The organism is Streptomyces sp. NPDC002690 (assembly GCF_053592415.1).
The window spans coordinates 47,001-70,057 of record NZ_JBSFVR010000003.1; the positions used below are offsets into that span (position 1 = coordinate 47,001).

Consider the following 23,057-nt stretch of genomic DNA (forward strand, 5'->3'; position numbering starts at 1 on the left):
CCCCGGGGCGGGTTCAGCGACCCCCGTCCGGAGCGCCGAAAACCCTGGAGGCCCCGGCAGCCCCGGTAGCCCCGGCAGCCCCGATGTCCTGATCGAACTCGGCCGGTCCGCCCTTCAGGTCCACCCGCAGCCCGTCCTCGGTGACCGTGACGGCGGTGGGGCGCAGGCCCAGCGCCTCCGCCGCGCGATCCGAGGCGGTCGCACCCGCACCGCCGCCCGTACCGCCCGCCGCACCACCTGTACCCCCGGTGCCGACGCCCGGACCGGCCGGAGTCAGACCGGCGAGGGCCGACTCGATGGTGTCGGTCACGGACTTCGGGGCGGCGACGCCGAACATCTTCGCGCCGGTCAGGGTGAAGCGGACGGTACCGTCGCGCAGCTCGGGCCGTATGTCGGCCTGCCCGAGGCCGCCCCCCGCCCAGCATGATCCGCAGCGTCCCGTCGGCCGGACGAGGTTCGACACCGCCGACCATCGCTCCGAACGCGCCGCCGGCCGCCGCGACCCGGGCGCGCAGGGCGTCGGCCGGTATCTCGGCGCGGGCGCTGCTGCCGGACACCGAGGCCCGGCCGCCTCCGTCGGGGGCGGTGAGGTCCCTGAGCACCGCGTCGACCACGACTCCGTCGAACCCGTCGAGCGTCGCGTCGTCCGCGTGCAAAGTGAGAGTGCCCAGTCTGCCGCGGGTGAGCGCCACGAGACCCCAGCCGTCGGTGTCGGCCGTCACCTCGGAGCCGAGCCGTTCGCCGGCCAGCTTCTCCACCCGCCCGTCCACCACGTGCCGGGCGACGGCCTCCGCACCCCCGGCCAGTGCCAGCACTCCGGCGAGGACGGTGCCACCCAGTACGGCGGTGCGTCGCCGCGCGGGCCATTCCTTCATGCGGTGCCTCCACGGCGGTCGTCCACGGTCCGGCACGCCACGTTCAGCGGTCGGCGGTCAGGCGGTCGGCGGTTCAACGGTCGGCGGTTCAGCGGTCGGCGGTTCAACGGTCGGCGGTTCAACGGTCGGCGGTTCAACGGTCGGCGGTTCAGCGGTCGGCGGTTCAGCGGTCGGCGGTCAGCGTCGCCTCCGGCCCGCCGACCTCCCGGCGGGACTCCAGGCCAGCCTCCCGGCGGGACTCCAGGCCGACCTCCCGGCGGGCTTCCTGGCGGGCCTTCCAGCGCTCCATCATCGTGACGATCTCGTCCTGGACGAACTCGAAGAACTCCGCCGTCTCCGCGAGCCGCGCGCCCGCCGGGGTGTCCTCGCCGAGGGACCGGGCCCCGTCGCGGAGGGTCTGCTCCCAGCGGGTCATGACCCGGTCCCGTCCGGCGAAGGTGGTGTACCAGATCTCGTGGTGAAGCCGGTAGCGGTCGCGGCGGGAGCCCGGTTCGCGTTCCCGGCCGACCATGCCGACCTGGGTGAGGTAGCCGATCGCGCCGGAGACGGCGGCCGGGCTGATCCGCAGCTCGGAGGCGAGTTCGGCCGAGGTCATGGTGGCGTCGTCGTCGGCGAGCAGTGCGGCGAAGACGCGCGAGGCCATGCGCTGCATGCCGGCCTCCGTCGTGTCGGCCGCGAACCGCTCGACGAACCGCGAGACGGCCGCCCCGTCCCGCGCGCCGACGCCCGGCCGCTCCCCGGAATCCGGTCCGGCGCCGCTGCCGCCCGTACCGCCCGCACTCTCGCCCATCGCCGTTCCGTCCTCCCGATCCGGCCCTCCGGCCGGCCCTTCAGGGAGTGTCAGGGGTGTCCGCCCACTTCCGAGGGGTGTTCCGCCCACTTCCGCACGCCCTGGCTCGCGGTGTCACGCGCTTCCCGACTTTATACGGTTCCTTAACTTCAGAACTTTGTGAAACCCACGTACTTTCAGAACCATGACGACGGCCATCTCCGTGTCCGCACTGCACAAGTCGTTCGGCCGGACCCCCGCACTGGACGGCCTCGAACTCTCCGTGGAACAAGGGGAGGTGCACGGCTTCCTCGGTCCCAACGGCGCCGGGAAGTCCACCGCCATCCGTGTTCTGCTCGGCCTGTTGCGCGCCGACTCCGGCACCGCGCGGCTGTTCGACCAAGACCCCTGGCAGGACGCGGTCGCCCTGCACCGCAGGCTCGCCTACGTCCCCGGCGACGTCACGCTCTGGCGGAACCTCACCGGCGGCGAGGTCATCGACCTCTACGGGCGGCTGCGCGGCGGACTCGACCGGACCCGGCGCGACGCGTTGGTCCGCCGCTTCGAGCTGGACCCGGCGAAGAAGGGGCGTACGTACTCCAAGGGCAACCGTCAGAAGGTCGCCCTGGTGGCCGCGTTCGCCTCCGACGCCGAACTGCTGATCCTGGACGAACCCACCAGCGGACTCGACCCGTTGATGGAGTCGGTGTTCCGGGACTGCGTCACCGAGGCGCGCGACCGGGGGTGCACGGTCCTGCTCTCCAGCCACCTCCTGAGCGAGGTCGAGACCCTGTGCGACCGGGTGAGCATCATCCGCCGGGGCCGCACCGTCGAGACGGGTTCGCTGACCGCGATGCGCCATCTGACGCGTACCGGAATCACCGCCGAACTCCGTGCCGTACCAGACCGGTTGGCGACACTCCCCGGAGTCCACGGGTACGAGGCGCGGGGCGCCCGGATCAGCTGCCAGGTGGACACCGACAAGCTCGACGCGGTACTCGCCGCGCTGGCGTCCGCCGGTGTACGCGCCCTGAGCTGCGCACCGCCGACCCTGGAGGAGCTGTTCCTGCGCCACTACGCGTCGGACGGCACGACGGCGGACGACACCCCTGCGGACGACACCGCCACGGGAAACGCCCCCCGGAGCCACGACGAGGACGGGACGGCGGCGCGATGACCTCGGCGACGACCACCGACGACTCGGGCGCGCTCCCCCACCCCGGCGACGCCGGCACCCGACGCCTCGCCCGCTCCGGCCCGTTCACCGGCACCGGCGTGCTGCTGCGTCTCGCACTCCGCCGTGACCGGGTACGGATCCCCGTGTGGCTGCTGGCGATCGGCGCCTCGTTCGCCTCCGTCGCCGGCTCCTTCGCCTCCCTCTACCCGACCGTCGCGGACCGCGTCGGGCTCGCGGCCTCGACAAACGCCAACGGAAGTCTCCGGGCGCTGTACGGCCCGGTCCTGGGCGACTCGACCGGGGCGCTCGTCGCCTGGCGGATGGGCGGTTTCGGGGCCGGGCTGGCCGCCGTGATGTCGCTGATCGTCGTCGTGCGCCACACCCGCGAGGAGGAGGAGACCGGACGCCAGGAGATGCTCTCCGCCGCGCCGTTGGGCAGCCGCGCCCCGCTGACCGCCGCACTCCTCGCCGCCGCCGTGGCCGATCTGGCGCTCGCCGCGCTCGTGGTGGTCCTCCTGACGTCCGCCGGGTGCGGCGGCTCCGGTGCCTACGCGCTGGGCCTCGCGGTCGCCGGTACGGGGCTGCTCTTCGCCGCCGTCGCCGCCGTCTCCGCGCAGTTCACCGGGACCGCGCGCGCCGCGAAGGGCGTGACCGCCGCCGCCCTCGGCGCCGCGTTCGTCCTCAAGGCCGCCGGTGACGCGGCGAGCACCGGCGGCTCCTCCGCCTTGACCCGGCTCTCCCCCTTCGGCTGGGTGGAGAACACCCGCGCGTACGCCGGCGAGCGCTGGTGGGTGCCGCTGCTCTTCGTGGCCGGCACCGCCGTGCTCCTCGCGCTCGCCTTCGCGCTGGCCGCCCGACGGGACCTGGGAAGCGGCCTGTTCGCGACCCGCCCGGGTCCCGCGACCGGCCGGATCACCACGCCGTACGGACTGGCGCTGCGGCTCCAGCGTGGCCCGCTGGCCGGATGGACGGTGTCCTTCGCGGTCGTCGGGCTCGTCTTCGGCCGGCTCGCGAACGGGGCCACCGACCTCGTCGGCGGCAACGAGAAGACGCGGGAGATCATCGCGCGGATGGGCGGTGCGGCCGGGCTGACCGACGCGTTCCTCGCCGCGATGGCCGGGATGCTCGGCATGGTCGCGGCGCTCTACGTGGTCTCCTCGGCGCTCCGGCCGCTCGCCGAGGAGACCGGCGGCCGGGCCGAACCGGTGCTCGTGGCGGGCGCCTCCCGGACCGCCTGGGCCGGTGGACACCTGTTGTTCGCGTTCGGCGGCGCGGTCGCCTTGATGGGTGCGGGCGGCCTGGGACTCGCCGCCGGTTACGGCCACCGCCTCCCGGCCGTCCTCGGCGCCGCCCTGGTCCAGCTCCCCGCGATCTGGCTGCTGGGCGGGGTGGCCGTGCTGCTGTACGGGGCGGCGCCCCGGATCTCCGTCGCCGGTTCCTGGGGCGCGGCCGGGCTCTGCCTGGCGCTCGGCTGGATCGGCCCGGCGGCCGGACTCCCGCAGGCGGTGCTCGACGTGTCGCCCTTCAGCCACCTGCCGAAGCTCCCCGGGGGCGAGGACCTGCGGGGATGGGCCCTGGCCGCCCTGACGGCGGTGGCGGTGGCCCTGGTGGCGGCGGGCCTCGCCGCACTGCGCCGCCGGGACCTGCGGGGGTGAGAGTTGCGAGGGTGAGAGCTGCGGGGGTGAGAGCTGCGGGGTGACCCCCCGCAGGTCCGACGGGCATCTCACACCTCCACGTGCAGGCCCTTCAGACCCCGGATCACATACCCCGGGTGCCACAGCGGCTCCTCGACCAGCCGCATTCCCGGCGCTTTCCGCAACAACTCGTCGAAGGAGGCGGCCAGTTCGATACGGGCCAGCGGGGCGCCGAGGCAGTAGTGGATGCCCGCGCCGAAGGTGACGTGCGGGTTGTCCGGGCGGGCCAGGTCCAGGGTGTCGGGGTCGGTGAAACGCTCCGGGTCGCGGTTGGCGGAGCCGAAGAGCAGCGCCACCTCGGAGCCGCGCGGGACCACCGTGCCGCCGATCTCGATGTCGTCCAGCACCCAGCGTTCGAACATCTGCAACGGGGTGTCGTAGCGCAGGAGTTCTTCCACAGCTGTGGACAACAGGCCGTGGTCGGCCCGGAGCGCGGCGAGCTGCCCGGGGTGGTGGAAGAGGGTGCGCCAGCCGTTCACGGTGGTGTTGACGGTCGCCTCGTGGCCCGCGTTGAGCAGCAGCACACAGGTGGAGATCATCTCCTGCTCGGTGAGCCGCTCGTCCTCGTCGTGGGCGGCGATGAGCCCGGAGATCAGGTCCTCGCCGGGCTTCTCCCGACGCACGGCGATCAGTTCGCGCAGATACGCGGAGAACTCGGTGGACGCCGTCACGGCCGCCCGCGCGGTCTCCTCCGACGGGTTCAGCTCGAACATCCCGCAGATCGCGGCGGACCAGGGGCGCAGCAGCGCCCGGTCGGACTCCGGGACGCCCAGCATCTCGGCGATCACGGCGACCGGCAGCGGTTCGGCGACCGCCGCGAGGAGGTCGCCGCCGCCCTCGGCCACGAACGCGTCGACCAGCTCTGCCGCGAGGCGCCGCACGGTCGGCGCGAGGCGCTCGACCGTGCGCGGTGTGAACGCCTTGGAGACGAGACGCCGGATGCGGGTGTGGTCGGGCGCCTCCAGATCGAGCAGCCCCTGCCCGTTGAGGGTGGTGAACGGCTCGTGCGCGGCGGGCGGCGGGGTGACGCCGAACTCCTCGTGGGTGAAGCGGTGCAGATACGTCCGGCCGAGCCGCCGGTCGCGGAGCAGAGCCGACACGTCGGCGTGGTGCGGGATCAGCCACTGCCGGGTCGGCTCGAACCAGTGGACCCGGCCGGCGGCGCGCAGCGCGGCGTAGGCGGGGTACGGGTCGGCGACGAACGCGGGTGACCAGGGGTCGAATGACACGTGCATGCCCCGACGCTACCGGCAGCCCGCCCCGGAGCGGCCGGCCCCCGAGGGCTGTCCCGCGATTCCTGGCGGGTGCGCGACGCAGGACTCGCGGGACAGCCCTTACCCCGGTGTGACCAGCCGTGCCTCGTACGCGAAGACCGCCGCCTGGGTGCGGTCGCGCAGCCCGAGCTTCACCAGGACCCGGCTGACGTGGGTCTTGACCGTGGATTCGGCGACCACCAGGTGCGCGGCGATCTCCGCGTTGGAGAGCCCCTGCGCGACCAGCACCAGCACCTCCGTCTCGCGTTCGGTGAGGTCCCCGATCCGGGCCAGGGCCGGGGGTCTCGGCGCCTGGGCCAGCTTGGAGAACTCGGTGATCAGCCGACGCGTCACGGTAGGCGCGAGGAGCGCCTCGCCGGATGCCACCACCCGTACGCCTTCGGCGAGTTGGCGCGCGGAGGCGTCCTTGAGCAGGAAGCCGGAGGCCCCGGCGCGCAGGGCCTGGTACACGTACTCGTCGAGGTCGAAGGTGGTCAGGACCAGCACCTTGGCATCCGCGTCGGCGGCGACGATCTCGCGGGTGGCCTCGATGCCGTTCATCTCCGGCATGCGGATGTCCATCAGCACGACGTCCGGGGCGAGTTCGGCGGTCCGCGCGATCGCCTGCCTCCCGTCGACGGCCTCGCCGACGACCTCGATCCCCGGCATGGCGTTGAGCAGCACCGAGAAGCCCTCGCGGACCAGCATCTGGTCGTCCACGATCAGGACCCGGACGTCGCTCACGCGGCGGCCTCCCGCGCATCGTCGGCGGGGGCTTCCGCGCTCTCGGCGGGCTCCGCCGCCCGGGGCACCGGGATGAAGGCGGCGACCTCGTAGCCGCCCTCCTCGGTCGCCCCTGCGGTCATCTCGCCCGCCAGCATGGCGATCCGCTCGCGCATCCCGGTGATGCCGTGGCCGGCGCCGGGCGAGACCTTGACCGGCCCGGTGGGCGGGCCGTTGACCACCCGTACCCCGAGCCCGCCGAGAACGTAGGCGATCTCGACGACGGCGGTGGCGCCGGGGGCGTGGCGCAGGGTGTTGCTCAGCGCCTCCTGGACGATCCGGTAGGCCGACAGCTCGACGCCCTGAGGCAGTTCGCGGACCGCCCCGGTGACGGTCTTCTCCGTCTCCAGGCCCGCCTCGCGGACGTTGTCGAGCAGCCGGTCGAGCCGGGCGAGCGTGGGCTGCGGAGCGTCCGGCGCCTCCTGGTCCTCGGCCCGTACGACACCGAGGACGCGGCGCAGTTCGGTGAGCGCGGCCACCGCGTTCTCGCGGATGGTGACGAACGCCTGCTCCAGCTCGGGCGGCGGGTTCTGCACCCGGTACGGCGCGGCCTCGGCCTGGATCGCCACGACGGACATGTGGTGGGCGACCACGTCGTGCAGTTCGCGGGCGATGGTGGTGCGCTCCTCCAGCAGCGTGCGCCGGTCGCGCTCGACGGCCGTGACGGTGCGCTGGACGGTCACCTCCCGTTCGGCCTCGCTCACCTCACGCCTGGCCTCGCGCCGGACCTGCACGACGGTGACCACGAGCAGGGCGAGCGCGGACACGACGAACATGGGTGCGGCGGTCGACGTGCCGTCGGAGTAGGCCGCGCTCTCCATGAGCACGCCCAGCAGCACGGTGAGGAACCATGCCCAGGCGGCGGTACGCGGCCGGGTGCGGGCAGCGACGACGACCAGCACGACGAGGTGCCCCCACAGGCTGCTCGCCGCCCACGGGCCGACGCCGCCACCCCCGGCCACCACCAACGTGCCCAGCACGGAGGTCCAGAACGCGGTCACCGGGCGGACCAGGGTCAGGGCCACGGATATCGCCGGCACCAGGGAGAGCACCAGTTCGTCCCCCGACTGGGCCATCCCGAGGAACACACAGATCAGCGCGGCCCCCAGCACCAGGGCGTGCGGGGTCCACACCAGCTTCTTCCGTACATTCGCCGGGAGTGCCCCCAGCAGCGGCCCGTCGCCGTCGAGCGGAGCGAGCGGGCGGTAGGCGAACACGTCGCTCAGGAGATCCTGCCGCAGGCCGCCCAGCGCACTCGCCGCCGCCTGGAACTCCGGTGTTCTGGTCTTCGTCTGGGCTCGGGTCTCGGTCACGTGCTCACGGTAGGGGGAGGCGCGGGCCGGGGTCGTCCCCACAGAAGCGGATACGGGTCCCTCCGCCTCAGGTACTACGAAGCCTCAGGTGCTACGAACCTCAGCGGCGGACACCGATCGAGACGCTCCGCTCGGTGCGGACGGTGAGGTCGTCGCGGCGCAGTACCCCGTGCGGGCCGTCCGCGTCGGTGAGCGCGTCCAGGGTGGCGAGGTCCTCGGCGTCGAGTACGTCCTCCAGCGCCGACCGGACCCGGGTGAGGGAGGCCAGGACGTAGCGACCGGTGGCGGCGGGCAGCGGGGCGGCCAGGTCGATGGCGAGGACCCGCTCGGCCACCACGTCGAGCCCCGCCTCGCGCAGGCGGGTGCCCCAGTCCTCGGTCATGTGCATCCCGGCGGCCTTCCGCCCCTCGGCCTGGGCCGCGTGGCAGCGCTCCTCCAGTCCGGGGCGGCCGATGCCGAGGTCGTCGGGGAGGAAGCGCGGAAAGCCTTCGAGCTCGACCGCGACCATGAGCCCGCCGGGCCGCAGCACCTCGCGGACCTGGGCCAGGACGGCGGCCGGGTCGGCCATGTGGTGGAGCGAGGCGGAGGCCCACACCAGGTCGAAGGGCCCGGCGGGCAGGGCCTCGGTGTCGAGGTCGGCCACCACGGTACGGACGCGGCCGGCGACCCCGAGCGCGGCGGCCTTCTCCTCCAGTCGGGCGGCCATCGCGGGCGACGCGTCCACGGCGGTGACGTCGGCGCCGGGGAACCGCTGGAGCAGGGCGAAGGTGCCCGCTCCGGTGCCGCTGCCCAGGTCGAGCACGCGCAGTCCCGAGCCCTCCGGGGCGCCCGACGCCTCCGCCGTCGTACCGCCGGACAGCTCCTCGATCCAGCCGGTCAGCTCGTCCAGGTGTGCGTGCAGCACCTCGGCGTCTAGGTCCAGCATCTCGGTCAGTACCGAGAAGTCGGCATCCTGCGAGCCGTGACCATGACCATGACCATGACCATGAGCGTGGCCGTGGCCGTGGCCGTGCCCATGACCGTGGCCGTGCCCATGACCGTGACCGTGCTGGTGGCCGGGGGTGTGCCCGTGCCGCTGTCCCTGCTGGTGATCGTGCCCGTGCCGGTGCGCGTCGTTGTCGTCCATGGTTCGAGCCTACGCACGCCTTGCGCCAAAGGCATAGCATCTTGCGTATGACGCAAGACGGTGAACTCGACTCCCTGGTCCGCAAGCGGATACGCGGCCTCCGTACCGCCCAGGGCTGGTCGCTCGACGATCTGGCCGCGCGCTGTTTCCTCAGCCCCTCCACCCTGAGCCGTATCGAGACCGGCCACCGGCGGATCGGTCTCGATCAGCTCAGCTCGATCGCGCGCGCCCTGGGGACGACCCTGGACGCGCTGGTGGAGTCGGTCTCGGACGAGGACGTGGTGATCCGCCCGCAGCACGACGCGGAGTGCGGGACGACCACCTGGCTGCTGAACCGGGAGGGCGGGCAACCGGGCGTCACCGTGGTCCGGATGAGCATCACCGCGCCCGAGCCACGGCACGGGCAGGACGAGCTGAAGGTGCACCCGGGCGGCAACGACTGGTTCACCGTGCTCTCCGGCACGGTCGTGCTGCTGCTGGGGGAGCGGACCATCACCGTCGAGACGGGCGAGGCAGCGGAGTTCTCCACGATGGTCCCGCACGCCTTCGGCGCGCGCGGCGGTCCGGCGGAGATCCTCGCGATCTTCGACCGCGACGGCCGGCGGACCCATCTGCGCCCGGAGCGCTGATCCGCCGGACGCGGCCCGCCACGGCTGCGGACACCGCCGGACGCGCACGTCACCAGGCGAGCTGTTCCAGCTCGTCCGCCACCAGCGCGCAGGCGTCCGTCGAGGGGTCGATGAGCGGGAAGTGGCCGATCTCGTCCAGCAGGGTCAGCCCGACCGTCTCCCCCGCCGTCGCCGCCGCGGCGACGAACGCCTCCGCGACCGACGGCGGTACGACGATGTCGTCGCACCCCTGCACGATGTGGGTGGCGATGCCGGTGGGCAGCAGGACGGCCGGGTCGACGTGCGGGCGCCGTTCGGCGAACCCCTCCTCACCGCCGAGGAGTTCGTGGACGGCCCCGGAGCAGATCCCGAGCTTCGCGGCGGTCAGCAGGTCGGCGATCGGCGCCAGCGCCACCACCCCGCGCAACGGCGGAGGTTCGGGCAGCCGCCACGGCGACCCCGCCGGCAGCACATGCCGGGCCGCCGCCCAGAGCGCGAGGTGGCCGCCCGCCGAGTGCCCGGTGACGACGGTCCGGCGCAGGTCCGCCTCCGGCAGCTCCCGTGCGGCGATGGCCGGGATGGCGTCCATCGCGGCGGCCACGTCGTCGAAGGTCTCGGGCCAGCGGCCCGCCGCGTTCCCCTCCCCCGCCGAGGACGGGTCCGCTCCGCGCCGGTACTCCACGCTGGCGACGGCGAAGCCGCGGTCGGTGAGGAACGCGGCGAGCGGCGACACGTGACGGCGGTCGTACGGGGCGCGCCAGGCGCCGCCGTGGAGCAGGACGACGAGCGGCATGTTGGTCCACCCGTGCGCCGGAGCCCAGAGGTCGATGACCTGGTCGGGGTGGTCCCCGTAGGCGACGGTCCGGTCGGGGGCGATCTCCGCATTGGCGAACGCCGACTTCTCCTCTACGGCGTCCCGATCGCGCGCGGCGGAATCCGACATTGTTGCTCCAACCATCCTTTGGGCTGCCCCACTTGTCCGACCTGCGGGGACCGTACCAGGCCCTGGAGCGGTCCCCGGACGGAGCCGGTCCCCCCTGGCTCCGTCCGCGACCGCTCCGACGCCGTCACCCCTTCGCCGCGGCCCCCGCCGGGACGTCCGCCAGCACGCCGGCGAGCACCCGGGCGGCCCGCTCCGCGTCGGCGAAGCCGACGTACAGCGGGGTGAATCCGAACCGGAGCACGTCGGGGCGGCGCAGGTCGCCGACGACGCCCCGGGCGATCAGTTCGCGCATCACCGGCTCGGCCTCGGCGCACCGCAGGGCGATCTGGCTGCCGCGCTCGGCGTGCGCGGCCGGGGTGACGGAGACGACGCGGCCCTCGGGGGCGTACGCCTCGACGCACTCCAGGAAGAAGTCCGTCAGGGCGAGGGACTTGGCGCGTACGGCCTCGACCGGCACCCCGTCCCAGACGTCGAGCGCGGACTCCAGCGCCAGCATCGAGAGGATGTCGGGCGTGCCGACCCGGCCCCGGGCGGAGCCTTCGGCGGGCTCGAAACCGGGGGTCATGCCGAACGGGTCGGCATGCGAGTTCCACCCCGGCAGCGGGGAGTCGAAGACGCCCTGGTGACGCTCGGCGACGTACAGGTAAGCGGGCGAACCCGGGCCGCCGTTCAGGTACTTGTACGTGCAGCCGACCGCCAGGTCCACGCCGTGCTCGTCCAGACCGACCGGCAGCGCACCGGCGCTGTGGCAGAGGTCCCAGACCACCACGGCCCCCGCGCGCTGCACGGAGGCGGTGAGCGTGGGCAGGTCGTGCAGACGCCCGGTGCGGAAGTCGACATGGTTCAACAGCACAGCTGCCGTACGGGAGTTGACAGCAGTCGGCACATCGGCGGGGTCGACCGGGACGATCCGGTGACCGGTCATCCGGGCGGCCGAACCGGCGATGTAGCCGTCGGTGGGGAACGTCGAGGCGTCGACCACGATCTCGTCCCGCCCGCCCGGCGCGAGCCGGGTCGCGGCGACCAGCGCCTTGAAGACGTTGACGCTGGTGGAGTCGCCCACCACGATCCGGCCCGGCGCCGCGCCGACGATCGGCGCGATGCGGTCGCCGACCCGCTCGGGCGCGGTCCACCAGCCGCTCTCGTCCCAGGATCCGATGCGCAGCTCGCCCCACTCGCGGGTGATGACCTCGTGCAGCCGGTCGGGCACGTGGACGGGCAGCGCGCCGAGCGAGTTGCCGTCCAGATAGACGCCCTCGTCGAGCGTGAACAGCTCACGCAGGGAGGCGAGTTCGTCGGCGGCGTCCAGCTTGGCCGCACGGTCCGCCAGCAGGCGGTGGTGGGTCTCAGACATGACTGCGGGCCGTCCAGAGTTCGGGGAACACGGTCTTCTGCGCGCGCTTCTCCAGCCACGCCACTCCGGCGGAACCGCCGGTTCCGGTCTTCGAGCCCATGGCCCGCCGGGTCGCCACCAGATGGTCGTTGCGCCAGCGCCAGACCAGCTCACCCACATCCGTGAGCAGCTCGCCCAGGCGTACCAGCTCGTCGTACTTCTCCGGGTCTGCGTATATCCGCGCCCAGACGGCCTCGACCACCGGGGAGGGCTCGTACTTCTGCCGCAGATCACGGTCGAGGACCGACCTCGGCACCGGGTGGCCGCGCCGCGCGAGCAGCGCCAGCGTCTCGTCGTACAGGCTCGGCTGGCTCAGCGCCTTCTCCAGCTCGGCGTACACGCGCGGGGAACCCCGGTGCGGTACGAGCATGGAGGCGGACTTGTCACCGAGCAGGAACTCCATCCGCCGGTACATCGCCGACTGGAAGCCGGAGCCCTCGCCGAGCGAACTCCGGTAGGAGTTGAACTGGGCGGGGGTGAGCTGGGCCAGCGGGCGCCAGGACGCGTTCAGTGCCTCCAGCTGGCGCAGCGAGCGCTTCAGGGCGTCCCGCGCGACCGGCAGCCGGTCCTCGCGCAGGGCCAGCGCCGCCGTCTCCCACTCGTGCACCAGGACGGTGAACCACAACTCCATGACCTGGGTGGTGACGAGGAAGACCATCTCGCCGGGATCGTCGGAGCGCAATTGCTGCAAATGGGTGAGGACGTCCGCCTGGACGTAGTCCTCGTAGGGAGTCGTTCCCGCGAAGTCGAGGTACGGGGTTTCCGCACCGGTCTCTTCGGGGTCGTGGTGGTTCGCCGACATCTCTGTCTCCTCGGCACGATCCTCCGGGTAGCGGTCCGCCCCGTCCTAGCTGGGTGGGCTCCGGTCCCCTGCGGCGCATCCTAGGGCCGAAAGCGGGCTGGTGGCTCGGCCCGGACGCCCTTGATCGCGAGGCCGGGGCGCGGCCCGTACCCTCCGCCCACGCATACCGGCCCGCAGCCGACAAAGCGGGCTGCGGGCCGGTGAGCGGGCACGACGGGCGCCCTGGGGCTGCCCCGTGCCTCCTGGTGGGATCAGCCCAGGATGTCGGCGGCGGTCGGCGAGGAGTCGCGCAGGAAGGTCGAGCAGCGCTCGTACTCCTCCTGCTCCCCGATGGCTCCGGCGGCGCGCGCGAGGGCGTGCAGGGCGCGCAGGAAGCCCCGGTTGGGCTCGTGCTCGAACGGGACGGGCCCGTGGCCCTTCCAGCCGGCCCGGCGCAGGGCGTCGAGCCCGCGGTGGTAGCCGGTGCGGGCGTAGGCGTACGACTCGATGACCCGGCCGCCCTCGAAGGCGTCGTCGGCCAGCTGCGCCCAGGCGAGCGAGGAGGTGGGGTACTTCGCCGCGACCTCGGCGGGCGGGGTGCCGCCGGCCAGCAGCCCGCGCGGCTCCGGGTCGTCGGGCAGGTGGGTCGGGGCGGGGCCCCCGAGCAGGTTCTCGTGGATGGACATGGGTCCCAGTGTGCCTGGCACCCCGCCGTCGTGGGACACCGCCCGGCCCCGCGCCCGCACCCCCGCCGGTGCCTCCGCGGGTACGGCGCCCCGTCACTCCCCGGGCCGCCGCCGGGAGGGTTCCAGGGGCGGCGCCACGACCCCGCAGTGCACGGTGCACTCCGGCCGGCAGGGACCCTCCGCCGGATGCGCCCCGCCGCCCTCCGCCCGTTGCCTGCCGGTGCCCCGGCCCGAGTCCGTGTCCGGGGCCCGTCCCGGGGCCGCCGCCGGTGTGCGCACCGTGCAGAAGGCGAGCACCGCCCCCGCCACCAAGAGCCCCGCGCACATCGGCATCGCCCGCCGGAAGGTCGCGGCGAACTCCCCCGCGTCCCGGTACGCCTCCGGGCCCATGCCCGCCAGCAGCGGCAGCGCGGCGACCGCGATCAGTCCGGCGGCGCGGGCGGCGGCGTTGTTGATGCCGCTGGCCAGCCCCGCCTGCCCGGTGTCCACCGCCGCCAGCACGGTCGCGGTGAGCGGCGCGACCAGGGTGACCAGACCCAGGCCCAGCACCACCACGGCGGGCAGCACCTCGCTCAGGTACCCGGTCACCGAGGCGCTCCCCGGCCCGACCCGCAGCATCAGCAGCATGCCCCCGGCGGCCAGCAACGGGCCGACGGTGAGCGGGATGCGGGGCCCGATGCGGTGGCCGAGTTCGCCGGAGGCGGCCGAGAAGAAGAGCATCAGCACGGTCGTCGGGAGCAGCGCGGTGCCGGCGCCGAGCGCCGAGTACCCGGCCACGACCTGGAGCTGGATCGCGGACAGGAAGAAGAACCCGCCCAGCGCCGCGTACACGCAGAACGTCACCAGGTTGACCACCGTGAACAGCCGCGAACGGAAGATCGCCGGAGGCACCATCGGGTCCGGCCGCCGCCGCTCCACCCGGACGAACGCCGCCCCGAGCAGTACCCCGCCCACCGCCGCCCCGATCACCGCGGGTGAGGCGCCGCTCCCCGGCGCCTCGATCAGCGCGTACGTCACCAGGGCCAGCGCCACGGCGGCGAGCACCGCCCCGAGGACGTCGAAGCGCCCATGGGCGCGCGGGTCCCGCGACTCCGGCACATGGCGCAGGGCCACGGGGACGCAGAGCGCGGCGACCGGCAGGTTGAGCAGGAAGACCCAGCGCCAGCCGGGTCCGTCGACGAGCCAGCCGCCCACGAACGGCCCGATGGCCGCCCCCACCCCACCGAAGCCGGACCAGAGCCCGACCGCCCGCGCCCGGTCGTCCGGGTGGAAGCTCGCCTGGATGAGCGCCAGCGATCCCGGGGTGAGCAGCGCCCCGCCGATGCCCTGGAAGGCGCGCGCCGCGATCAGCACGGCGGCGTTCGGCGCGACGGCGCAGACCAGCGAGGCGAGGGCGAACCAGACGACGCCGACGACGAAGACCCGCCGTCGCCCGTACCGGTCGCCGAGCGCCCCGCCCAGCAGGATCAGCCCGGCGAGGGTCAGCATGTAGGCGTTGACGGTCCACTGGAGCGCCGCGAGGTCGGTACCGAGGTCCTCGCCGATCCGGGGCAGCGCCACGTTGATCACGGTGGAGTCCAGCATCGCCATGCCGGAGCCGAGGACGGTGGTCAGCACGATCCACCGCCCCGGCGCCGAGGCGGCCCGGATCTCCCCGGCGGTCTTCGGCACACCGGTGTCCCCCGCCCCGCCCGCGGCTGCCACCGGTTCGGGCGGGCGGTCCTCGGCGGGCCGGTGGTCTCGGGGCGTCGGGGGTCCCTCGGGTGTCTCACCCATGGGGGCAGCATCGCCGTTGCCCGTCGGCGCGGCCAGTGGGCGCCGGCCGCCGATGACACCCGCCGGACCGCGTTCCCGTACGCCCGCCCTGGTTACCGCAGCGAGCGGATCGCCCGGACCAGCGCGTCGACGCCCGCCTCCGCCTTGGCGCGCGGACAGCCGACGTTGAGCCGTACGAAGCCGTCGGAGCCGTAGACCCCGCCCGGCATGATGGCGACCTTCTCCCGCTCGATCAGCACCCGCTGGAGGGCGTCGTCGTCCAGGCCGAGCGGCCGCAGGTCGATCCAGGCGAGGTATCCGGCCTGCGGCGGACGCCAGCCCAGCTCCGGGAAGGCGGCGTGCAGCCGCTCCTCGACCAGGGCGAGGTTCCCCGCGATGTAGGTGCGCAGCGCGTCGAGCCACGGCCCGCCCTCGCGGTACGCGGTGATGTGGGCGGTCAGCGCGAGCACCGCCGGAGACTCCAGCCCCTCCGCCGTCGCCATCCGCCGCAGGTACTCGGCGCGGTCCGCCGGGTCACCGATCAGCCCGTACGAGCCGGTCAGCCCGGGGAAGTTGAAGGACTTGGACCCGGAGGTGATGAGCGCCCAGCGCGCGGGACCGCGGTCCGCCACCCGGGTCCACGGCACGTGCCGGTACCCCTCGTGGGCGAAGTCCGAGTGGATCTCGTCGCTGATCACCAGCACACCGTGGAGCGCGGCCAGTTCGGCCATCCTCGTGAGCTCGGCCTCCGTCCACACCCGCCCGGTGGGATTCTGCGGCGAGCAGAGCAGCAGCACCTTCGCGTCGGGGCGGGCGAGCTCCCGCTCCAGCGCCGCGTCGTCGCCGACCGGCACCCCACGCATCTCGCGCCCCAGACCGAGGATCGCCTTGCGGAAGCCGTCGTACACCGGGGTGTGGGTGACCACCGCGTCGCCGGGCCCGGTCCACATCCGCAACAACTGGGAGAGCTGGTTGAGCACGGAGGGGCCGTAGACGAGCTGCCCGGTGTCGATGTCGGTGCCGTAGCGGGTGGCGTACCAGTGGGCTATCGCCGAACGGAAGTCGTCCTGCTGCCAGTCGGTGTACCCGAACACCCCGTGGTCGATCCGGGCACGCAGCGCGTCCAGCACCTCGGGCGCGGTCCGGAAGTCCATGTCGGAGATGGTGAACGGCAGCAGTCCGTCCACCCCGAACCGGTCGGCGACCCCGTCCCACTGCACGCTCCAGGTACCCCGGCGGTCGACGACGGCGTCGAAATCGTAGGACGGACTCACAGCGGTACCTCACACGGTTCGGTCGTTCACGGGGTTCGTACGGTCCGGGCGCGGTCCCCGCCCCCGGCCGGGCTCGGGTGCTCCGCCCGGGGCCGCACACGCCACGGGCCCGACCTCCCGGGGATCACCCAGGAGCGTCGGGCCCGCCACGCACGCTGGACGGGGCCACGAGGCCCCGTCCGCGCTTACTTCAGCTTGGTGCCCGTGGAGCGCAGGTTGGCGCAGGCCTCGGTGACACGCACGGCCATGCCCGCCTCGGCGGACTTGCCCCAGGTGCGGGGGTCGTACGTCTTCTTGTTGCCGACCTCGCCGTCGACCTTCAGCACGCCGTCGTAGTTGCTGAACATGTGGTCAGCGATCGGGCGGGTGAAGGCGTACTGGGTGTCGGTGTCGAGGTTCATCTTCACGACGCCGTTCTCCAGCGCGGTGGCGATCTCCTGCGCGGTGGAGCCGGAGCCGCCGTGGAAGACGAAGTCGAACGGGGAGGTCTTGCCGTACTTGGCGCCGACACCCTCCTGGAGGTCCTTCAGGAGCTCGGGACGGAGCACGACGTTGCCCGGCTTGTAGACGCCGTGGACGTTGCCGAAGGAGGCGGCCAGCAGGTAGCGGCCCTTCTCGCCCAGGCCGAGCGCCTCGGCGGTGCGCAGCGCGTCGTCGACGGTGGTGTACAGCTCGTCGTTGATCTCGTGCGTGACGCCGTCTTCCTCGCCACCGGTCGGGGTGATCTCGACCTCAAGGATGATCTTGGCGGCGGCTGCCTTCGCGAGCAGCTCCTGACCGATGGCCAGGTTGTCCGCGAGGGTCTCGGCCGAGCCATCCCACATGTGGGACTGGAACAGCGGGTTGAGGCCCTTGGCGACGCGCTCGGCGGAGATGTCGAGCAGCGGGCGGACGTAGCCGTCCAGCTTGTCCTTGGGGCAGTGGTCGGTGTGCAGCGCCACGGTGATGTCGTACTTGGCGGCGACGATGTGCGCGAACTCGGCGAGGGCCACGGCGCCCGTCACCATGTCCTTGTTGTACTGGCCGCCCAGGAACTCCGCACCACCGGTGGAGATCTGGACGATGCCGTCGCTCTCGGCCTCGGCGAAACCGCGCAGAGCCGCGTGGAGCGTCTGGGTCGAGGTCACGTTGATGGCCGGGTAGGCGAACTTGCCTGCCTTCGCCCGGTCGAGCATCTCGGCGTAGACCTCGGGGGTTGCGATGGGCATCTGTCCGCTCCTTGGGATGTGCGGGTGTGCAGTGCTGGTCCCTGACCTGGGGGCGACGTCATCGTCGTGCCCATCTTCCCAGACTCCTGCGGGGACTCCACCCGGAGGACCCCCGTAGAAACGGGTCCGGGGTGCACTGTTTCACGTGAAACAGTGCACCCCGGGAAAAACCGCAGGTCAGAGCCCCAACTCGCCTCGGTGACTCAGGCCAGGTCGAGATCGGCGACCGAGTAGACGTGCAGGTACGGCAGTCCCGCCTCGGCGATGGCCGGGGCGGCGCCCCGCTCCACGATCACGGCGACGGCGACGACCTCGCCACCGGCCTCGCGGACGGCCTCGACGGCGGTCAGCGGCGAACCACCGGTCGTCGAGGTGTCCTCGACGACCAGGCAGCGGCGGCCCTTGACGTCGGTGCCCTCGATGCGGCGCTGCATCCCGTGCGCCTTCTGCGCCTTGCGGACGACGAAGGCGTCCAGCGTCTTACCGCGCGCGGCGGAGGCGTGCAGCATCGAGGTGGCGACCGGGTCGGCGCCCAGGGTCAGACCGCCGACGCAGTCGAAGTCCAGCTCGGCGGTGGCGTCGAGCATGACCTGGCCGACCAGCGGCGCGGCCTTGCCGTCCAGCGTGATCCGGCGCAGGTCGATGTACCAATCGGCTTCCAGACCCGAGGAGAGGGTCACCTTGCCGTGGACCACGGCCTTGTCCTTGATCTGCTGGAGCAGGTCAGCGCGTACGTCAGTCATACCGTCGAGAGTACGTGGCGGAGCCGGCTTCCTCAGAGCCGAGCCCAGCTCCAGGTGGTCGCCATCTCCAGCGGATCGATCGGCGTGACCAGGCGCGGAGTGGAATTCAGCCCGTTCGGCGGGCCGGACTGAGGTTCCACGCAGAGCGCCTCGTCCTGCTCGTCGTAGATCACGACCCACTCGTCGCGGCTGGTGACCGTCAGTTCCAGCTGCTCCGGCCAGGTGACCGTGGCCCTGACCCCGTCCGGCATCCCGAAGCAGTCGTCCCAGGGGCCGGGGAGCGGCTCGATGCGCTGCCCGGTCGGCATGTGGTCCGCGCCGCGCTCCTCCTGCCAGGCGGCGTCGAAGGAGAGCCGGGCGTCCTGGCCGCCGATGTTGCGCAGGAACCAGGGGTGCCAGCCCGCCTGCGCCGGGAAGGAGTCGCGTGCCGTCTCCACGGACATCCGGATCGTCAGGGCGTCCCCGGAGAGTTCGAAGGTCTGCGTCACCCGCCCCTCGTACGGCCACGGTTCGGCGAGGTCGTAGTAGAAGGCGGCCTCGCCCTCCACCTCGCGCGCGGTGGTCCAGGAGGTGTCGCGGCCGGTGCCGTGGATCGCGTGCGGCGGCGAATTGAGCGGCAGGGTGTGCACCGTGTCGCCGTTGCGGAACTCGCCGTACGCGGTTCTCCCGACCCAGGGAACCATGGGGAAGCAGCCGTAACGCTCCCCCTGCCGCAGCAGTTCGGTGCCCCCGATCCGCAGGCTGGTGATCCGGCACCCTCGGACGGGGTCGATGGTCAACTCGGCGTCGCCGGCTGTCAGCCGGACGCTCTTCTCGCTACTCACGGAACGACCCTAAGGGGTCGTCCCGCGATTCGTGGTGGATCGATGCCCGGCGTCAGACGCGGTACGACCCCACCGGAACGCTCACCTTCGGCGCCGCAGTGCCCGGCCCACCACCACGGCGGAGGCGATGGCGAGGACCGCCGCCGGGGCCGCCCACCGCAGGGTGGTCGAGGCGTTGGTGGTCTCCGGCGAGGGCACGGGCGCGTACCGGCCGCGCGGCGGCGCATGGTCCACCTCCTCGGCGCTCCGCCCGATCATGGTGCGCCGCGCGTGCGCGGCCTCCGCCGGAGGCTCGTCCGGGACGGCGAACTCGATGCCGGCACCCGCGTCGAGCGAGGAGGGCGGCATGGGGGCGTCGAAGAGGGAGCCTGCGCCCTCGTCGGACGGCGAAGCCGCGTCGCCCCGGTCCGGACGTGTCTCGGCGTCCGCCCGCGCCTCGATGCCGGTGCTGGTGTCGGTGTCCTCGTACGGTGCGCTGCCGGGGGCGGTGCCGGTGCTCCTGCCGTCCTCGCCTCCGGACGAACCGGGTGTCCCGGGTGCCTCGCGCCTCTCCCCGGCCTCATGGGACGGGTGGGTCTCGTGGGCCCCCAGGCTCTCCGTGACGAGCTGCTGGGTGAAGCGGTCGAGCAGCCGGCGGGCGGCGGCGTGCACGGCCTCGGCGTCCAGTCCGGCGAGCCGCCCGTCCCCCGTGGCGGTGCCGGTATAGCGGATCGTCGTACCCGCTTCGCCGCCGGTCCCGCTCCCGACGTCGCCCCCGGCCGACGCTTCGAGGGTGATCGTCAGGGCCAGCTTCACCGAGCCGGCACCCCGGGCGGCCACGCCCTCCCCGGTGACGGAGACGGTGTCCTCGTCCGTCGCGGTCAGCTCCAGGGCTCCCCGGTAGGTGATCGTGTGGCCGTCCACCCGGAACCTCAGCCGGCCGGCGAGCGCCTCGGACGCACTCGCGTCCTGCTGGAGGGACGGGACACAGCGTGCCACCCGTGCGGGGTCCCCGAGCGCGCTCCGCAGGGACGCGACCGGAACCGGAACGAACACCTCATGCTCCATGAAACCGAGCCTACTCACGCTCCGGCCCTCGCGTCAGGTCTCCGAGGCGTAGCGCGGATGCAGCAGCGTGGACGGCGGCAGGGCCGGCATCCGAATTCCCTCCGCGGCCCGTCCGGCAGCCGCGAGCCTCTCCCCGTCGAGCGACCGCAGGGCCGGGGTCCGGGGTCCGAGCCCCAGCGCCGGTGCCACCCCGCCCGGAGCCGCCAGCACGAAGCCCCAGTCCTCGGCGGCGTCCGTGGGGCCCGGGCCCGGTACCCGGTCCGGGCTCGCGAAACCGGTCCGCCGCCCGAGGACCCGGTACGGGCGGGTGGCCATGCCGCCCGCGCGTACCGTCGCGTCCACCGTCCAGAAGGTGCGCGGGCGCATCCCCGGCGGCCCGGCGTGCACCACGAACCGGCCACCGGGGGCGACCACCCGCCTGACCAGACCGTAGAACTCGGCCGAGTAGAGCTTGGTGCTCGCCGTGATGCCCGGGTCCGGCAGATCGGATATGACCACGTCGTAGCGCTCGCGTGCGGTCCTCAGCCAGGTGAACGCGTCCGCCGTGACCGCCGTCAACCGCGGGTCCTCGTAGGCGCGGCCGTTGAGAGCGGAGAGCGCGGGGTCGGTACGGGCCAGGCGGGTGACCCCCGGGTCCAGCTCGACCACCGTCACCCGGTTCACGTCGGGGTAGCGCAGCGCCTCGCGGGCGGCCAGACCGTCGCCGCCGCCGAGGACGAGCACCCGGGCGTGCGGGCCCTTCATCGCGGGGTGCACGAGGGCCTCGTGGTACCGGAACTCGTCGCGGGCCCTGACCCGCAGCCGGCCGTCGAGGTAGAGGTCGAGGGAGTCGCGCCCGGCGCCGGTGAGGACGACCTCCTGCACCCCGGTCCGCACCGCGACCCGCACCTCGTCCCCGTACACCGCCCGGCGCGCGGCCCTCTCGAAGTCGTCCACCAGCAAGGTGGCGGTGGCCAGGAGCGCCATGGCGCAGACCCCGGCGAGGACGAGGAGCCAGCGGGAGCGTGCGGTGAGGTCGCGGCGGAAGAGCCAGAGGATCAGGGCCCCGCCCGCCGCCGCGTTGACCGCGCCGGTGAACAGCGCGCCGGTCAGCTGCCCCAGCATCGGCAGCAGCAAGAAGGGGAAGGCCAGCCCGCCCACCAGGGCGCCCACGTAGTCCGCCGCGAACAGGTCGGCGACGGTGCCGCCCGCGTCCTGCCGGTCGACCCGCTGGATCAGGGTCATCAGCAGGGGGATCTCCGCCCCGATCAGGACGCCGATCGCCACCGAGAACCCGACCAGCGCGACGCGTGACTCCCCGAGCCAGGCGAAGGAGGCGTACAGCACCAGGGCGGAGAACCCGCCGACCAGCGCGAGCGCCACCTCGATCAGGGCGAACCCCACGGCGGCGTGACAGCGTAAACGTTTCGCGAGGAGCGAGCCGATCCCCATCGCGAAGACCATCACGGAGAGCACCACCGACGCCTGCGTCACCGAGTCACCGATCAAGTACGAAGCCATGGCGACCAGTTCGAGTTCGTACACCAAGCCGCAGGCTGCGCAGATGAACACGGAGGCCAGCACGAGGAAGCGGCCGGTCCGCGGGTGTACGGGGAGGGGCGCCGCACCCCCGAGAAGGGGCACCTGCTGGTCGATCATGCCGGGAACGCTACGTCACGATTCCTTCGCACCCTGTCACCCGCAAGGGTGCACATGAGGCTCCCGAGCGAGCGCCCGGCGCGCGCCGACCGCCCACCGGCGCACTCCAACACCCCGCACGCCGCGCGCCTTTCGGCCACCTCAGAGCGACAGGGCGGGCACACCGGACGCGGCGGCGACGGCCGGCGCGACGGTGGAGGCGACCGGAAAGACCGCCGCCCTCCCACGCGTCGGCTGCGCCATCAGCGCCGGGACACCCGGCACTCCCGCCACCGCCCCGGGCCGCACCGCACCCCCGGGCAGCGCCGGAATCCGCACCCCGAACCGGGTCCGCGTGACCACCAACTGCCCTTCCTGCGGGTACGCGTGCCAGGTACGCCACCGCACCTGGCCCTCGGAGCGCTGCGCCAGCATCGCGGTGAAGGCGTACGGGCTGCCCGGAAACGTGCCCGCCAGACCGTGCGGGTGCTCGGCCACCAGGGCGAGCAACTCCTGCGCCCGCGCGGCGAACTGCACCTCACTGAGGGTCTCCACGCGCGCGGCGAACTCGTACTCCCGGTCGCCGAGTTGCTCGGCCACCCCGAGGGGCAGCGGGGTGCGGCTGCCCGGGAGACAGGCCACGGTCTCCGAACAGGTGGTGCCGCCACCCTCCTCCAGCAGGACCTGATGAGAGGCACCGAGCAGCCTCAACTGCATGGCGGTGCCGCCGAGCTGGAGATCCAGCACGGCGAGGGCGGGCAGCGGCTCCCTGCCGAGCGCCCACGCCAGATCGGCAGCGCGGGTATCGGAATAGGCCGTCTGAAGGGACGTGAGCATGGGTCGGCTCCGCAAACGCAGGGACACATGAGCAGGGGGCGCCACCGGAGGTCTGACCTGAGGGAGGTGGGAAGCGCCCGATCCGGCCCAACTGGGGTCCGTGGGCTGAAATGTTCTGTCAAACGAGGGAATCACGAACTACGCCGCATCCACCGCGTTTTTGACCAACTTGACGTGGTTTCCATCCCCTGGGGGGCCATACAGCTCAACTGTTCAACCAGAACGCCCCCGCGCGCCTCCCGGCCGCGCCCCTCCGGCCGACCCGGCCGCACCGAAGATCCACAGACGAACCGTTCCGGCCTCCACCACCGCCACGCCGCCCTGCTGTTGCAGAAAGCCCGAGAGGTCGGC

Annotated in this window: 21 protein-coding genes and 1 pseudogene; 4 read left to right on the forward strand and 18 right to left on the reverse strand. The window is 73.1% G+C overall.

The annotated features are described in order from the left end of the window. Nucleotides 1–13: 13 nt before the first annotated feature. Nucleotides 14–463, reverse strand: a complete 450-nt coding sequence (locus ACWD3D_RS00860) for a hypothetical protein (RefSeq protein ID WP_451458786.1) — start codon at nt 461–463, stop codon at nt 14–16. A gap of 575 nt (nt 464–1,038) precedes the next feature. Continuing rightward, nucleotides 1,039–1,665, reverse strand: coding sequence for a GbsR/MarR family transcriptional regulator (locus ACWD3D_RS00865; RefSeq protein ID WP_451458787.1), 627 nt, complete (start codon nt 1,663–1,665; stop codon nt 1,039–1,041). A 184-nt stretch (nt 1,666–1,849) separates the two neighbouring features. On the opposite strand from ACWD3D_RS00865, the gene ACWD3D_RS00870 reads away from it, so the two are divergent. Both ACWD3D_RS00870 and ACWD3D_RS00875 read left to right on the forward strand, forming a co-directional pair. Continuing rightward, nucleotides 1,850–2,821 carry an ATP-binding cassette domain-containing protein gene (locus ACWD3D_RS00870; protein ID WP_451458788.1) on the forward strand — a complete coding sequence of 324 codons (972 nt, stop codon included), beginning with the start codon at nt 1,850–1,852 and terminating at the stop codon, nt 2,819–2,821. Continuing rightward, a complete protein-coding gene (locus ACWD3D_RS00875; protein ID WP_451458789.1) occupies nt 2,818–4,476 on the forward strand; it encodes an ABC transporter permease in 1,659 nt (552 codons plus the stop codon). Before ACWD3D_RS00870 ends, ACWD3D_RS00875 begins: the two co-directional genes overlap by 4 nt. A 68-nt stretch (nt 4,477–4,544) precedes the next feature. Here the strand turns inward: ACWD3D_RS00875 and ACWD3D_RS00880 are convergent, their stop codons facing one another. The 4 genes from ACWD3D_RS00880 to ACWD3D_RS00895 form a co-directional block, all read right to left on the reverse strand. Next, nucleotides 4,545–5,750: a cytochrome P450 gene (locus ACWD3D_RS00880; RefSeq protein WP_451458790.1), complete on the reverse strand. Its 1,206-nt coding sequence runs from the start codon at nt 5,748–5,750 to the stop codon at nt 4,545–4,547. A gap of 99 nt (nt 5,751–5,849) precedes the next feature. Next, entirely contained in the window at nt 5,850–6,512 is a 663-nt protein-coding gene (locus ACWD3D_RS00885; RefSeq protein ID WP_451458791.1) for a response regulator, read from the reverse strand. Then, nucleotides 6,509–7,864: a sensor histidine kinase gene (locus ACWD3D_RS00890; RefSeq protein ID WP_451458792.1), complete on the reverse strand. Its 1,356-nt coding sequence runs from the start codon at nt 7,862–7,864 to the stop codon at nt 6,509–6,511. The genes ACWD3D_RS00885 and ACWD3D_RS00890 overlap by 4 nt, the downstream gene beginning before the upstream one ends. Before the next feature lie 100 nt (nt 7,865–7,964). Beyond that, nucleotides 7,965–8,789, reverse strand: coding sequence for a methyltransferase domain-containing protein (locus ACWD3D_RS00895; protein WP_451458793.1), 825 nt, complete (start codon nt 8,787–8,789; stop codon nt 7,965–7,967). A gap of 36 nt (nt 8,790–8,825) precedes the next feature. Here ACWD3D_RS00895 and ACWD3D_RS00900 point away from each other — a divergent pair, with 36 nt between their 5' ends. Next, a complete protein-coding gene (locus ACWD3D_RS00900; protein ID WP_451458794.1) occupies nt 8,826–9,041 on the forward strand; it encodes a hypothetical protein in 216 nt (71 codons plus the stop codon). Then, nucleotides 9,038–9,619, forward strand: a complete 582-nt coding sequence (locus ACWD3D_RS00905; RefSeq protein WP_451458795.1) for an XRE family transcriptional regulator — start codon at nt 9,038–9,040, stop codon at nt 9,617–9,619. The genes ACWD3D_RS00900 and ACWD3D_RS00905 overlap by 4 nt, the downstream gene beginning before the upstream one ends. A gap of 49 nt (nt 9,620–9,668) precedes the next feature. Here the strand turns inward: ACWD3D_RS00905 and ACWD3D_RS00910 are convergent, their stop codons facing one another. The 12 genes and pseudogenes from ACWD3D_RS00910 to ACWD3D_RS00965 form a co-directional block, all read right to left on the reverse strand. Next, nucleotides 9,669–10,541, reverse strand: coding sequence for an alpha/beta hydrolase (locus ACWD3D_RS00910; RefSeq protein ID WP_451458796.1), 873 nt, complete (start codon nt 10,539–10,541; stop codon nt 9,669–9,671). Nucleotides 10,542–10,665: 124 nt separating this feature from the next. After that, nucleotides 10,666–11,895, reverse strand: a complete 1,230-nt coding sequence (gene kynU / locus ACWD3D_RS00915; protein ID WP_451458797.1) for a kynureninase — start codon at nt 11,893–11,895, stop codon at nt 10,666–10,668. Continuing rightward, the gene (locus ACWD3D_RS00920) at nt 11,888–12,736 is read right to left on the reverse strand and encodes a tryptophan 2,3-dioxygenase family protein (protein WP_451458798.1); all 849 of its coding nucleotides are present in this window, start codon (nt 12,734–12,736) and stop codon (nt 11,888–11,890) included. The genes kynU and ACWD3D_RS00920 overlap by 8 nt, the downstream gene beginning before the upstream one ends. A gap of 251 nt (nt 12,737–12,987) precedes the next feature. Beyond that, on the reverse strand, nt 12,988–13,401 hold the full coding sequence (locus tag ACWD3D_RS00925) for a DUF3151 domain-containing protein (protein ID WP_328720367.1): 414 nt from the start codon (nt 13,399–13,401) through the stop codon (nt 12,988–12,990). Nucleotides 13,402–13,494: 93 nt separating this feature from the next. Continuing rightward, entirely contained in the window at nt 13,495–15,105 is a 1,611-nt protein-coding gene (locus ACWD3D_RS00930; RefSeq protein ID WP_451458805.1) for an MFS transporter, read from the reverse strand. A 164-nt stretch (nt 15,106–15,269) separates the two neighbouring features. Then, complete coding sequence (locus ACWD3D_RS00935; RefSeq protein WP_451458799.1) at nt 15,270–16,430, reverse strand: MalY/PatB family protein; 1,161 nt, start codon at nt 16,428–16,430, stop codon at nt 15,270–15,272. Nucleotides 16,431–16,615: 185 nt separating this feature from the next. After that, the gene (gene fbaA, locus ACWD3D_RS00940; protein ID WP_266707035.1) at nt 16,616–17,638 is read right to left on the reverse strand and encodes a class II fructose-bisphosphate aldolase; all 1,023 of its coding nucleotides are present in this window, start codon (nt 17,636–17,638) and stop codon (nt 16,616–16,618) included. A 203-nt stretch (nt 17,639–17,841) separates the two neighbouring features. Beyond that, on the reverse strand, nt 17,842–18,381 hold the full coding sequence (pyrE, locus tag ACWD3D_RS00945; RefSeq protein WP_387375115.1) for an orotate phosphoribosyltransferase: 540 nt from the start codon (nt 18,379–18,381) through the stop codon (nt 17,842–17,844). Nucleotides 18,382–18,413: 32 nt separating this feature from the next. Next, nucleotides 18,414–19,205 carry an aldose epimerase family protein gene (locus tag ACWD3D_RS00950; protein WP_451458800.1) on the reverse strand — a complete coding sequence of 264 codons (792 nt, stop codon included), beginning with the start codon at nt 19,203–19,205 and terminating at the stop codon, nt 18,414–18,416. 81 nt (nt 19,206–19,286) lie between these two features. Continuing rightward, complete coding sequence (locus ACWD3D_RS00955; RefSeq protein ID WP_451458801.1) at nt 19,287–20,252, reverse strand: SRPBCC domain-containing protein; 966 nt, start codon at nt 20,250–20,252, stop codon at nt 19,287–19,289. Nucleotides 20,253–20,285: 33 nt separating this feature from the next. Next, complete coding sequence (locus tag ACWD3D_RS00960; protein ID WP_451458802.1) at nt 20,286–21,890, reverse strand: polyamine aminopropyltransferase; 1,605 nt, start codon at nt 21,888–21,890, stop codon at nt 20,286–20,288. A 303-nt stretch (nt 21,891–22,193) separates the two neighbouring features. Beyond that, nucleotides 22,194–22,706, reverse strand: a pseudogene (locus ACWD3D_RS00965) (DUF2617 family protein); the annotation flags it as partial. Nucleotides 22,707–23,057 lie beyond the last annotated feature (351 nt).

Coding starts and splice junctions, on each gene's coding strand:
- ACWD3D_RS00865 (WP_451458787.1), bottom strand. CDS start 1,665: ATGGGCGAGAGTGCGGGCGGTACGGGCGGCAGCGGCGCCGGACCGGAT.
- ACWD3D_RS00870 (WP_451458788.1), top strand. CDS start 1,850: ATGACGACGGCCATCTCCGTGTCCGCACTGCACAAGTCGTTCGGCCGG.
- ACWD3D_RS00875 (WP_451458789.1), top strand. CDS start 2,818: ATGACCTCGGCGACGACCACCGACGACTCGGGCGCGCTCCCCCACCCC.
- ACWD3D_RS00880 (WP_451458790.1), bottom strand. CDS start 5,750: ATGCACGTGTCATTCGACCCCTGGTCACCCGCGTTCGTCGCCGACCCG.
- ACWD3D_RS00895 (WP_451458793.1), bottom strand. CDS start 8,789: ATGCTGGACCTAGACGCCGAGGTGCTGCACGCACACCTGGACGAGCTG.
- ACWD3D_RS00905 (WP_451458795.1), top strand. CDS start 9,038: ATGACGCAAGACGGTGAACTCGACTCCCTGGTCCGCAAGCGGATACGC.
- ACWD3D_RS00910 (WP_451458796.1), bottom strand. CDS start 10,541: ATGTCGGATTCCGCCGCGCGCGATCGGGACGCCGTAGAGGAGAAGTCG.
- kynU (WP_451458797.1), bottom strand. CDS start 11,895: ATGTCTGAGACCCACCACCGCCTGCTGGCGGACCGTGCGGCCAAGCTG.
- ACWD3D_RS00920 (WP_451458798.1), bottom strand. CDS start 12,736: ATGTCGGCGAACCACCACGACCCCGAAGAGACCGGTGCGGAAACCCCG.
- ACWD3D_RS00925 (WP_328720367.1), bottom strand. CDS start 13,401: ATGTCCATCCACGAGAACCTGCTCGGGGGCCCCGCCCCGACCCACCTG.
- fbaA (WP_266707035.1), bottom strand. CDS start 17,638: ATGCCCATCGCAACCCCCGAGGTCTACGCCGAGATGCTCGACCGGGCG.
- pyrE (WP_387375115.1), bottom strand. CDS start 18,381: ATGACTGACGTACGCGCTGACCTGCTCCAGCAGATCAAGGACAAGGCC.
- ACWD3D_RS00955 (WP_451458801.1), bottom strand. CDS start 20,252: ATGGAGCATGAGGTGTTCGTTCCGGTTCCGGTCGCGTCCCTGCGGAGC.
- ACWD3D_RS00960 (WP_451458802.1), bottom strand. CDS start 21,890: ATGATCGACCAGCAGGTGCCCCTTCTCGGGGGTGCGGCGCCCCTCCCC.